General features: G+C 60.9%; 13 protein-coding genes. All 13 read left to right on the forward strand.

The annotated features are described in order from the left end of the window. Window positions 1-5 precede the first annotated feature (5 nt). The 13 genes from A3EC_RS0103350 (at window position 6) to A3EC_RS11245 (ending at window position 11,287) form a co-directional block, all read left to right on the forward strand. A complete protein-coding gene (locus A3EC_RS0103350) occupies window positions 6-968 on the forward strand; it encodes a thiamine-phosphate kinase (protein WP_018023753.1) in 963 nt (320 codons plus the stop codon). Further along, the gene (locus tag A3EC_RS0103355) at window positions 968-1,642 is read left to right on the forward strand and encodes a uracil-DNA glycosylase (protein ID WP_018023754.1); all 675 of its coding nucleotides are present in this window, start codon (window positions 968-970) and stop codon (window positions 1,640-1,642) included. Before A3EC_RS0103350 ends, A3EC_RS0103355 begins: the two co-directional genes overlap by 1 nt. 10 nt (window positions 1,643-1,652) lie before the next feature. Then, window positions 1,653-3,143 carry a DAK2 domain-containing protein gene (locus A3EC_RS0103360; protein ID WP_018023755.1) on the forward strand — a complete coding sequence of 497 codons (1,491 nt, stop codon included), beginning with the start codon at window positions 1,653-1,655 and terminating at the stop codon, window positions 3,141-3,143. Between the two features lie 11 nt (window positions 3,144-3,154). Next, complete coding sequence (locus A3EC_RS0103365; RefSeq protein WP_245532925.1) at window positions 3,155-5,230, forward strand: ATP-dependent DNA helicase RecG; 2,076 nt, start codon at window positions 3,155-3,157, stop codon at window positions 5,228-5,230. A gap of 33 nt (window positions 5,231-5,263) precedes the next feature. After that, window positions 5,264-5,470, forward strand: coding sequence for an acyl-CoA carboxylase biotin carboxyl carrier protein subunit (locus A3EC_RS0103370; protein ID WP_018023757.1), 207 nt, complete (start codon window positions 5,264-5,266; stop codon window positions 5,468-5,470). Beyond that, the gene (rsmD, locus tag A3EC_RS0103375; protein ID WP_018023758.1) at window positions 5,467-6,045 is read left to right on the forward strand and encodes a 16S rRNA (guanine(966)-N(2))-methyltransferase RsmD; all 579 of its coding nucleotides are present in this window, start codon (window positions 5,467-5,469) and stop codon (window positions 6,043-6,045) included. Before A3EC_RS0103370 ends, rsmD begins: the two co-directional genes overlap by 4 nt. A 5-nt stretch (window positions 6,046-6,050) precedes the next feature. Further along, entirely contained in the window at window positions 6,051-6,530 is a 480-nt protein-coding gene (coaD, locus tag A3EC_RS0103380) for a pantetheine-phosphate adenylyltransferase (protein ID WP_018023759.1), read from the forward strand. A gap of 19 nt (window positions 6,531-6,549) precedes the next feature. Then, window positions 6,550-7,275: a DivIVA domain-containing protein gene (locus A3EC_RS0103385; RefSeq protein ID WP_018023760.1), complete on the forward strand. Its 726-nt coding sequence runs from the start codon at window positions 6,550-6,552 to the stop codon at window positions 7,273-7,275. A 26-nt stretch (window positions 7,276-7,301) separates the two neighbouring features. Beyond that, window positions 7,302-7,826 carry a YceD family protein gene (locus A3EC_RS0103390; protein WP_018023761.1) on the forward strand — a complete coding sequence of 175 codons (525 nt, stop codon included), beginning with the start codon at window positions 7,302-7,304 and terminating at the stop codon, window positions 7,824-7,826. Next, window positions 7,823-8,554 (forward strand): ribonuclease III, encoded by a 732-nt coding sequence (gene rnc, locus A3EC_RS0103395; RefSeq protein ID WP_018023762.1) that lies wholly within the window; start codon window positions 7,823-7,825, stop codon window positions 8,552-8,554. The genes A3EC_RS0103390 and rnc overlap by 4 nt, the downstream gene beginning before the upstream one ends. 5 nt (window positions 8,555-8,559) lie before the next feature. Continuing rightward, a complete protein-coding gene (gene mutM / locus A3EC_RS0103400; RefSeq protein WP_018023763.1) occupies window positions 8,560-9,417 on the forward strand; it encodes a bifunctional DNA-formamidopyrimidine glycosylase/DNA-(apurinic or apyrimidinic site) lyase in 858 nt (285 codons plus the stop codon). A 10-nt stretch (window positions 9,418-9,427) separates the two neighbouring features. Then, entirely contained in the window at window positions 9,428-10,894 is a 1,467-nt protein-coding gene (locus A3EC_RS0103405; RefSeq protein WP_026162149.1) for an alanine/glycine:cation symporter family protein, read from the forward strand. Window positions 10,895-11,011: 117 nt separating this feature from the next. Next, window positions 11,012-11,287 carry a FeoA family protein gene (locus A3EC_RS11245; RefSeq protein WP_018023765.1) on the forward strand — a complete coding sequence of 92 codons (276 nt, stop codon included), beginning with the start codon at window positions 11,012-11,014 and terminating at the stop codon, window positions 11,285-11,287. Window positions 11,288-11,302: the final 15 nt, after the last annotated feature.

The raw sequence follows: 11,302 nt of genomic DNA on the forward strand, positions 1-11,302 counted from the left end.
GCTCTATGACCACGATCCGCGAAGCTGGCGAAGCCGGCACCATTGACGTCATCCGCGCGGCATCCCCGTCGAAAATCAACGGCGACGATGCTGCAGTCCTAGCGCTCGCCACCCCCAACTCGCGCACCGTCGTCGCCACCGACATGCTCGTGGAAAACAGGCACTTCCGCCTCGACTGGTCCACCCCAGAAGAAATCGGCGCGAAAGCCGCCATCCAGAACATCGCCGACATTGAAGCGATGGGCGCCCGGCCAATCGCCCTGCTGCTCGGCCTATCCGCACCGGGCGAGATGGACCTGACCGTCGTCGAAGGCATCGCCAACGGCATCAATGACGTCGTGCACCGCTGCAACGCCGAACTCGTCGGCGGCGACGTCGTCGGCGGGGAACAACTCGTGCTGTCCATCACCGCGCTCGGCGAACTCGGTGGCCCCGCACACCCCCTCAACCTCGACCGCGCCCAACGCGGCGACATTGTGGTGGCCGCCGGACAAATTGGCTACAGCGCCGCTGGCCTGGCCTTATTGACGCATTTCGGGGACCGATCCGCGATTCCGGACGACCCACGCCTGCAAAAACTAGTCCGCGCCCACACCGTGCCGGACTTCGCATTCGGCCGCGGCAATGTCGCCCGGGCCGCTGGCGCCCACGCCATGACCGACAACTCCGACGGCCTTATCCAAGACCTCGGCGTCATTGCCGATGCCTCGCTGGTGTCAATCAACGTCACCGCCAGCGCCATCGCACCCGACGAGAACCTGCAAGCAGCCGGCGACGTACTGGGCATGGACCCGTGGGAATGGGTACTTGGCGGTGGGGAAGACCACACCATTTTGGCCACCACAAAACTAGCGGCGCCCTCCGGCTTCCGTGAGATAGGGAAAGTTGTATCCGCGCGCGACTCCGCCGCGCATGTCACCCTCGACGGCAATATCCCACCGGTGACCACCGGATGGAGCAGCTTCTAATGGAGACCTACCCGGCCCTGCCGATTCACCCCAGCTGGGAAGCACCATTGGCCCCAGTCCGCGAAACCATTGCACAACTCGGTGAATTTCTGCGGGCCGAAAATGCCGCCGGACGCGGCTACCTACCCGCAGGCACGGACGTACTCCGCGCCTTCACCTACCCCTTCGACCAGGTGAAAGTGCTCATCGTCGGCCAAGACCCATACCCAACCCCAGGCCACGCCATGGGCTTGTCCTTCTCCGTGCACCCAGATGTTCGGCCACTGCCACGCAGCCTGAACAACATTTTTAAGGAATACACCGCAGACCTCGGCTACCCAGCACCCGACAATGGGGACCTGTCCGCCTGGTCGCGGGCCGGGGTCGCACTATTTAACCGCGTGCTTACCGTCGCGCCGGGCCAAGCAGGCTCCCACCGCCGCAAAGGATGGGAAGAAGTCACCGAATGTGCCATTCGGGCGCTGGCACAGCGGCCAGATAGCCCACTGGTCGCAGTGCTCTGGGGCCGAGACGCCCAAACCACCAAACGCTTCCTGGGGCAGACACCGTGCATCGAATCGGCGCACCCGTCACCGCTGTCCGCCTCCCGCGGTTTCTTCGGTTCGCGGCCATTTTCCCGGGTAAACGCCGAGCTTTCCCGCCTTGGCGCAGAACCTGTCGACTGGCGGTTGTAACATAGCGGCCATGTCTGTTTTGTCCCACATCGATGGTCCGGCCCTGCGCACCTGGACCGAGCGCGCCGTATCCGCACTCAACGATCATCGGGACGAACTTAACGCCCTCAACGTGTTCCCCATCCCGGATTCAGACACCGGCTCGAACATGACGCACACCATGAGCTCGGCGCGCGAAGCGATCGCCCACCTCGACGAATCCGCTAGCACCCATGAAGTCGCCGCCGCGCTGAGCAAAGGCGCCGTGTTCGGCTCCCGCGGCAATTCCGGGGTAGTGCTGTCCCAGGTACTGCGCGCGATGGCAGAAACAGCGGTACACGGCCCACTCGATGGCGCCGCGTTTATGCAGGCACTGAACCTGGCCGTTGAACTGGTCGACCGCGCACTGAGTGATCCAGTGGAAGGCACCATCCTCACCGTGCTGCGCTCCTCAGCCGTTGCCGCGAAAAATGCTGGCACCAACGCGCTGCCGGAAGTTGTCGACGAAGCGCTCCATGCGGCGAAAATTGCATTGGAACGCACCCCCTCCCAGCTGGAAGTACTCCGCGAGGCTGGGGTAGTAGACGCTGGCGGTTCCGGTTACGTCCTGATGCTGCGCGCCCTCGCCGAGGTCATCCATGGTCAAGCCAGCCACAGCGAAGACATCCCCAGCCACGTGCACACCGCACCCACCGCCGAACTGGAAGTGATGTTCCGGTTCACCGGCGACAACCCAGAAGCCCTGCGCGCCGATATTGAACCACTGGGCCGCTCCATCATTGTCGCACCAGCCAATGACGAAGAAGCCATGGTGCATATTCACAGCTACCAGGCCGGGACAGTCATCGAAACGGCGCTGTCCCACGGACGTATCACCGACATCCGCATCGAAGTGCTGCCCGCGGAAACCAAACCCACCCGCACCGTCGTCGCTCTCGCCCCAACTGGCAGTATCGCCGAGCTCTTCGCCGAAGCTGGTGCGCATCCGGTCGACCCAGGCACAGATGCCGTCACCGCTGTCCTCGCCGCTATTGTCCGCTTCGCTGAAGGTGACATTGTGTTGCTGCCCAACGGGCTGCTCACCCAGCGCGATATTCGCGCGCTTGAGGCCGCTGCGCATGCCTCAGACCGCGGGATTGTCATGGTGCCAACGGCTTCGCTTGCCGCAGGTCTTGCCGCCATCGCCGTACACGACCCGCACACGACCCTGTCCGTCGACATTTACGGCATGAGCGAAGCCGCCGCCGGAATGCGCGCCGCCCGAGTTCGCCACCAAGACGACAACTACACCGCTGCAGTTGGCCACGAAATCATTGCCCAGTCAGACAGTTTGGATGAAGTCCTCGTCGCGACGGTGCACCGCCTGCTTGCCACCGGCGGCGAACTGGTCACCATCCTGCTGGGCGCCGACGCCAAGCCCCAACTCGTCAATAAGCTCCAAACCCACCTGCCGGACGGGGTCGAACTGACCGGCTACGATGCGACGGGAATGGCGGATACGCTGCAGATTGGGGTGGAATAGTGCTCGGGTGGTTGAGCTCGAAGACCGCCCGCACCCCACTTGCGGACGTCCTCACCGCAAAACAAGCCAAAGAACTCGCCAGCAAACGTGGCGTCCACACCGTCGGCGAACTGCTCACTATCTTCCCGAACGAATACCGCTTCGGCGGCGACGACGCCGGATTCAACCCGGCCGACCTCGGCCAGAACATCACCGTGTTCACGACGGTGACCTCCGTCAATAAGCCGGACAACCCCAAAGACCACCGACCCGCCACCATCGGCACCACCGGCGGATTCACCATCAAAGCTTTCGGCCAACGCTGGTTCGTCGACCGACTCCGGCCCGGCCGCAGCCTGATAGTGGCCGGGAAAGCCACCGAGTGGGGCGGAACGTACCAGGTCGGTGCCTCCGCAATGTTGTTGCTTAGCGACGATGGGACTCCCGTGATAGGCACCGGAATCTTCGAAACCATGTTGCGCAGCGGCTCGGACAAAAGCGCCGTGACCGAACTTTTGCAACGGCCCGTGGTACCGATGTACCCGCGCACCGGCAAAGGCATGCCCTCGCTGGTGCTGGCAATGCACATGCACCGCGTCATCACTTGGCTTGCGCCACAAGCCGATCCACTGCCACACGACTGCGACTTCGACGCCGCACTGCGCGCCATTCACTTCCCAGCCGACGAAGCTGAATACCAGCGCGCCGTCGAACGCTTGAAATTCGACGAAGCACTGGAAATGCAGCTGGAACTGGCACTGCGCCGAGCCAGCAGTAATGCCCGCACCGCACCGCAATGCCCAGCGCTACCGAACCCGGAAACCCGCCTAAATTTGCCGTTTGCTCTCACCGACGGGCAAAAAGCGGTGGTCGCCGAAATCTCCGCGGACCTGCAGCGCACCCAACCGATGTCCCGGCTACTGCAGGGCGAAGTTGGTTCCGGTAAAACGGTCGTCGCGCTGCTGGCGATGCTGCAAGTAACTGATGCCGGACGCCAATGCGCCATGCTCGCGCCGACAGAAGTGCTCGCCGCGCAGCACGCCGCCACGCTACGGATTTATGGCGTCGATGTCACGCTGCTTACTGGGTCGATGTCGGTGCCCGAAAAACGCCAAGCGCTGCTGGAGATTGTTTCCGGGCAGGCGGGCATCGTGGTAGGCACCCACGCGCTGATTTCGGACACCGTCGAATTCTTCGACCTTGGGCTGGTAGTCATCGATGAGCAGCACCGTTTCGGCGTGCGCCAACGCGACAAACTCCGTGACCGCGGCCGCGACGGCCTGACCCCACACGTACTAGTCATGACGGCAACGCCCATCCCACGCACCATCGCCATGACTGCCTTCGGCGACCTGGACGTCTCCACTCTGACCCAGCGCCCCGGCACCCGCCAACCGATCCAATCAGCCGTCGTGCCGGAATGGAACACTGTGTGGGAACGCCGCATGTGGCAGCGCGTCGACGAAGAAATGACTGCCGGCGGCCGAGTATTTGTTGTCGTTCCGCGTATTGACGAAGGCAAAGACAGTTTGGTCGATGTCACCGCACGCATGCAGACCCGCTTTCCGGATCGGGGAATCGCCGCTATTCACGGCAGGCTGAAACCGGAAGAAAAAGACGCAGCCATGAGCGCGCTGCGCCGCGGCGACATCGACATGCTGGTCTCCACCACCATCATCGAGGTCGGCGTTGACGTGCCCGAAGCCACCGTCATGGTGATTATGAACGCCAACGGATTCGGCATTTCCCAGCTGCACCAACTCCGCGGCCGCATCGGTCGTGGTAACCGAGCCGGCATCTGCTTCTTCGTCACCGATGTCGAACAAAACACACCAGCGTGGCACCGGCTCCAGGAAATCGCGAAAACCAACGACGGTGCGAAACTGGCCGAACTCGACCTGCGCTACCGCTCCATTGGACAAGTGATGGGGGAGAGCCAATCCGGCTATGAGCAAGACACCCGCCTGCTGGACGTGCTCACCGACAGCGAGATCATCGTCGAAGCTCGCCGCGCAGCCACCCAAATCGTCGAAAAGCAACCAGAACTAGCGAAAACACTCACGGCCGACATTTCCGATACCGAAGCCGAATTCCTCGAACGCAGCTGACGAGGGCCCCAACCGGCAGGCTAAACTGAAGCCATGAATATTTGCGCACCCTTCGCCGGGATTGTTCATCTGGAGGTCGCCGAAGGCGATACCGTCGACACCGGCCAAACTATCGCCGTGGTGGAAACCGTCAAACTGCAGGCACCAGTGGTCGCGCCCGGACCAGGCACGATCGCCGCAATTAACGTAGCCAATTTCGCAGACGTCACCGGCGGCGACGTACTCCTGGAGCTGAAGTGACCCGAATTATTGCTGGCCTGGCCCGCGGCCGGAAAATTGCGGTGCCACCAGAAGGCACCCGACCAACCTCAGACCGCGCCCGCGAAGGCCTATTCTCCTCCTTGCAGGTGCGCTACGGCTTCGAAGGCGAAATCGTCCTCGACCTCTTCGCTGGCTCCGGTGCCATGGGCCTAGAAGCACTCTCCCGCGGCGCCCGCTCCGTCGACTTCGTCGAATCCAATGAGGACGCCGTCTCCGTTATTCAGCGCAACATTGCCACCGTCAAGCTGACGGGCACCCAAGTGCACCACATGAAAACTTCGTCATTCCTGTCCGCAGCAGGGGCCAAGCGCTATACGATGGTGCTGGCTGACCCACCATACGAACTAGCCGACGACGCCTTCACCGACATCGCCGAAGCACTGATCCCACACCTGGACAACGGCGCAGTAGTGGTGTTTGAACGTGACAGCGCCGGGCCGGAAACTGTATGGCCAGCCGGCTACGAAGCGGTGGAAATCAAACTGAAGAAACGAACCTACGGTGCGGCACGTTTCGACTCCGCGATTTTCCACCACCCAGACGCAGGAGAATAACGACGATGACGCATGCATGCTGCCCAGGGTCCTTCGACCCGATGACCCTCGGTCACCTGGACATCTTTGAACGCACCGCCAAACTATTCGACAAAGTCACCGTGCTGGTGACCTTCAACCCGAATAAAGACGGCATGTTCAACCCCGCGGAGCGCATGGAACTGATTCGCCAGTCCACCGAACATCTACCCAATGTGGAAGTGGACAAATGGGAAAAACTCCTCGTCGACTACACCACCGACCATGGCATTGACACACTGGTCAAGGGGCTGCGCAACTCCTTGGACTACGAATACGAACTGCCGATGGCCCGGATGAACAATCGCCTATCCGGCATTGAAACCGTGTTTTTGATGACTGACCCGAAGTTCTCCGAGATTTCCTCCAGCCTGACCAAGGAAGTCGCGCGCTACGGCGGCGACATCACCAGCCTGCTGCCGGAACCGGTGGCGCAGGCGGTTCGTTCCCGCATCAAGCCGGAATAGCCAGGTACAATCAATCACCATGTACCGCGTATTTGAGGCCCTGGACGAACTGAACCAGACTGTTGAAGAAGCATATGGCGTTCCAATGACCGCCAACTGCATGGTGCCGCGTCAGACAACGTTGGCGCTGCTTGATGATGTCCGCAATGCGTTCCCAGCGGAGTTAGATGACGCACAGGACGTGCTCGACCAGCGCGACCAAATCCTCGACGAAGCGGAACGTGAGGCCTACGACGTGCGCCGCACTGCCACCGAGGAAGCTGAACGGATGGTCGCGGAAGCAGAAGCGAAGGTCGACGCGATGCTGCGCGACGCCGAAAACCGTGCCCACGGCATGGTGGCTCGCGCCCGCGAAGAAGCCGATGCAACGACCGAAGCAGCTCAGCGCGAATACGAATCCGTCACCTCCCGCGCCGCTGCCGAAGCTGACCGTCTGGTCGAATCCGGTAACAAGGCTTACGAGCGCAGCGTTCAGGAAGGTCTGGAAGAACAGAACCGACTGGTCTCTGAAGCGGAAGTGGTGCGCCGCGCCCAGGAAGAAGCACAGCGACTCATTGACAGCGCGCACGCCGATTCTCGTCAGCTGCGCATCGACTGCGATGATTACGTCGACAGCAAACTGTCCGAGTTCGAACAGTCGCTGTCTGGTGTTATGCGGACGGTCTCCCGCGACCGCGCTCAGCTGCGTAAGGGCGCCGGTGCCGCCGGTGGCTACAACGCTGAGTACGGCCAAGACTACGAGTAGGCTCGACTCCCGTCTAGACTGGTGGTATGACCTCTCCACTTGAACTTCCGGTCGCCAACGTTCTGCAGGGCGGCGTCCCGGAAACTATCACCCAAACTGGTCCCGCACCCGAACGAATCGGGTTGGAGATGATCGGCATTGAAAAAGGGGCCCCACTGACCGTCACCGCACAGCTCGTCCCCCTCGGGGAAGGTGTGCTTGTTGACGCAGAGGTGGAAGGCCCAATGTCGGGTACCTGCTCCCGCTGCTTGGACCCGCTGAAAAAGACCGCGAAAGTCCACGTCAAGGAAGTTTTCGCTGCTTCGGATGACTTCATTGCCAGCAATGAGGAAGATGAAGACGACGACTATGAGCCACCGCGCGTTGAAGGTGACTCGGTCAACTTGCTCCAAAGTGTGATTGATGAAGCCGGTGTGACGTGGCCGTTTAGCCCAACATGTGAGTTCACTGGGCAGCCATGCGACTACCAAGAGGAAAAAATCCTGAAGGAAAAGCCAACCGATCCACGGTGGGCTGGCCTGGCGGATAAGCTCAAGGAGCTCGACGAATGAGCCGGAAGCGCCGCAAAACTGGGGTAGAGGCGCTCGAAGCTGCCTACGCGATGGCAGACCATGATGTGCTGCGCAATCACCTTGGCGTCAACATTGGTGACGACCTGCTGAAGTTGGCGTTGTCGCACCGCAGCTTCGCCAACGAAAACGGCCATCTACCCAATAACGAGCGCCTCGAATTCCTCGGCGACGCCGTCCTCGGTCTTGCGGTCGCCGAAGAACTGTACCGCCGCTACCCAGAGCGCACCGAAAGTGGCATCTCCACTATGCGCGCCGGCGTGGTGAATATGTACGCGCTGGCGGATGTCGCCCGCGGCATTGACCTTGGCGAGCATGTGTTGCTGGGCCGTGGCGAGCAGAAAACCGGTGGTAAAGACAAGCACTCCATTCTTGCCGACACCATGGAAGCACTACTGGGTGCCATCTACCTGCAGGAAGGCTGGGACACTGCGAAGCAAACGGTGCTGAAGCTATTTGCGCAGCGCATCAAAATTGCCCCAGCTGTGGCACGCACGATGGACTGGAAGACGTCCCTGGCAGAACGCTGCTCCGCACGCAAGCTCGACGCGCCGGTGTACAGCTATGAGTCAGAAGGCCCAGAACACGACTGCATTTTCACCGCAGTGGTCACCATCAACGGGGTGGCACGGGGCTCCGGCCGCGGCCACACCAAGAAGGAAGCGGAGATGCAGGCAGCGAACCAAGCATTCGACGCGTTGGCGCTGTAAGCACATTGCCGGAATTACCTGAAGTTGAAACGGTCCGCGCTGGCCTGCGACCCCACGTCGTTGGCCGCCGCGTCACCGCCGCCGAAGTCTTCCACCCGCGCACCAGCCGCAATCAGTTGGGCGGTGCCGCCGAACTAGTCGGCCGCCTAGTGGGCCGCACCATTGTAGAAGTACAGCGCCGCGGTAAGTTCCTGTGGTTGGAGCTTGATGACGATCAAAGCACCGTCGTGCATTTAGGGATGTCTGGGCAGCTGCGCATCGGGGAGAGCCCAACCGTGCACCGGCGTGCGACGATCACCTTGGACGATGGCACAGATATCCACTTTTTGGATCAGCGAACTTTTGGATACATCCGAGTTTGTGACAGCGAACCCGATCCGTTTAGCTCGATTGTCAACGCCGGACGTCCGCTTCCTTCCGTCATTAAGCACATTGCGCCGGACCTCTTGGAAGTGATGGCAGCTGACGCACTACCGCAATTGGCGGGGACGCTGCGGACGAAGAAATCGGAGATTAAACGGGTGCTGCTGAACCAAAATGTGGTCAGCGGCATTGGCAACATTTATGCCGATGAGATGCTGTGGCGAGCGCAGCTGCATCCGCGTCGCGCTGCCGACGGGTTAAGCCAAGCGGAAGCAGAGCAGCTTTTGGCAGCTGGTGCAGATGTGCTGAAAGAGTCACTTGCAGCCGGTGGCACTAGTTTTGACGCGCTTTATGTGAATGTGAATGGCGAAAGTGGCTACTTTGGCCGCGCGCTGCATGCTTACGGGCAGAAATTCTGTAGCCGATGTGGGGGAGAAATTACTGCCGAAAAGTTTATGAATCGGCGTAGTTTTTACTGTGCAGCGTGTCAACCGCTGTAGCGTGAACGTTATGCAAAGTCTTCTTGACGCAATCGCAGCATTCAACGACAAATACTGGTACCTCGTTATTGTCCTGCTCATCACCGCAGGGCTGTACTTCGGGGCGCGCACCATCATGGTGCAAATCCGCTACGTGCCAGACATGCTGCGAGTTATCACCGAAAAACCTTCGGATATTTCCGAGGGCAAAAAGGGCATTTCTGCCTTTAAAGCCTTCACCATTTCCGCTGCGTCTCGTGTCGGCACCGGCAATATTGCTGGTGTTGCCGTTGCCATCACCTTGGGCGGGCCGGGCGCTGTGTTCTGGATGTGGCTGCTGGCCATCCTCGGCGGTGCCACCGCATTCGTCGAATCGACGCTCGCGCAGCTGTACAAAGTGCGCGATGAAGACTCCTACCGCGGCGGCCCGGCGTACTACATCACCCGCGGGCTGGGGAAGAAGTGGGGCTGGCTGGCAACACTCTTCGCTGTGGTCATCACGCTGACCTACGGTTTCGTGTTCAACGCCGTGCAATCGAACTCGATTACTGCCGCAGTGGTGGAATCGACGGGCAGTGACGCGGACGCCACGAAATGGGTGGTCGGCCTAGTGCTTGCCGGGTTGGCTGCGGCCATCATCTTCGGCGGTGTGCAGCGCATCGCCAGCTTCACCCAAGTCATTGTGCCGGTAATGGCAGTGGCCTACTTTGTGCTGGCAGTTACGGTGCTGGTGCTGAATTGGCGGGACGTGCCGGCGATGCTGGCGCTGATTGTTGAACATGCCTTGGGTATCCGCGAAGTTGTTGGCGCGGCGGTCGGCACCGCGATTATGCAGGGTATTCGCCGCGGGCTGTTCTCTAACGAGGCCGGTATGGGTTCGACTCCGAACGCGGCGGCAACCGCGTCGGTGTCCCACCCAGTCAAGCAGGGCCTGACTCAGACCCTCGGCGTGTACTTCGACACGCTGGTGGTGTGCTCCATGACTGCGGTGATCATTCTGCTGTCGAATCCGTCCTATGGCGGCGATGCGGAAGGCACTTCGCTGACCCAGCAGGCACTATCCGGCCAGATCGGTGCGTGGGCGACGCACGCGATTACCATCATCATCTTCTTCTTGGCGTTTAGCTCGGTGATCGGTAACTACTACTACGCCGAGTCGAATGTTTCCTTCCTGACGGAGAAGAAGTCGGTGCTCAATGGTGTGCGCGGCCTGGTTGTGCTGTGTGTGCTTGGCGGCGCGCTGGGTTCGGTGCCGTTGGTGTGGGCGCTGGCGGATGTGATGTCTGGCATTATGGCGACAATTAATATTGTGGCGATTTTGCCGCTGGGTGGGGCAGCGGTGGCGTTGCTGAAGAACTACTCAGCGCAGCGGGCGAAGAATGTGGTGCCGGTGTTCCACCGGGATGACCTGCCGAATCTTCCGGGGTGGGAGAACATCACCTGCTGGGATGGCTCCGACCCGATTTCCCGGCCGGAGACCTACCAGCGGATGGTCTAGGCCCGGGTAGGGGCAGATTGGGCGTCGTGACGAATATAAACAACCACAGCATTGCCAATAATGTGGCAGCGAGGTTAGGCTTGCTTAAGTACTAATCTTGTCGGAAAGTTTCTCGTCATGACCACCACCGTCACCACTGCAGACCTGCAAGTTCCGCTGCGGATTTCCTCGATTAATCACGCCAGACTGAGCTGCCAGGAACGCCGCCGACTCGCCGAACTTGGACTGCGCCCTGGCTGCAAAATGCAGGTGACCCAAAAGACTGCCGGCGGCGGCCGAATCATTAAGGTCTCCACGATGCGCTACGCCGTGGACTGCCAACTTGCCGGCGCCGTCAACGTGGTTGCCGACTGTGCCCACAATGGCTGTGACCTGCGGGGCTGCAACCTGTGAGTGTCACGCCGAGCG

The sequence above is a fragment of the Corynebacterium ulceribovis DSM 45146 genome, from assembly GCF_000372445.1.
In the GTDB taxonomy this organism is placed as follows: domain Bacteria; phylum Actinomycetota; class Actinomycetes; order Mycobacteriales; family Mycobacteriaceae; genus Corynebacterium; species Corynebacterium ulceribovis.

Bases quoted from the DNA above. Each gene is read 5' to 3' on its own strand.
- A3EC_RS0103350 (WP_018023753.1), top strand. From the start codon at position 6: ATGACCACGATCCGCGAAGCTGGCGAAGCCGGCACCATTGACGTCATC.
- A3EC_RS0103355 (WP_018023754.1), top strand. From the start codon at position 968: ATGGAGACCTACCCGGCCCTGCCGATTCACCCCAGCTGGGAAGCACCA.
- A3EC_RS0103360 (WP_018023755.1), top strand. From the start codon at position 1,653: ATGTCTGTTTTGTCCCACATCGATGGTCCGGCCCTGCGCACCTGGACC.
- A3EC_RS0103370 (WP_018023757.1), top strand. From the start codon at position 5,264: ATGAATATTTGCGCACCCTTCGCCGGGATTGTTCATCTGGAGGTCGCC.
- coaD (WP_018023759.1), top strand. From the start codon at position 6,051: ATGACGCATGCATGCTGCCCAGGGTCCTTCGACCCGATGACCCTCGGT.
- A3EC_RS0103385 (WP_018023760.1), top strand. From the start codon at position 6,550: ATGTACCGCGTATTTGAGGCCCTGGACGAACTGAACCAGACTGTTGAA.
- A3EC_RS0103390 (WP_018023761.1), top strand. From the start codon at position 7,302: ATGACCTCTCCACTTGAACTTCCGGTCGCCAACGTTCTGCAGGGCGGC.
- rnc (WP_018023762.1), top strand. From the start codon at position 7,823: ATGAGCCGGAAGCGCCGCAAAACTGGGGTAGAGGCGCTCGAAGCTGCC.
- A3EC_RS0103405 (WP_026162149.1), top strand. From the start codon at position 9,428: ATGCAAAGTCTTCTTGACGCAATCGCAGCATTCAACGACAAATACTGG.
- A3EC_RS11245 (WP_018023765.1), top strand. From the start codon at position 11,012: ATGACCACCACCGTCACCACTGCAGACCTGCAAGTTCCGCTGCGGATT.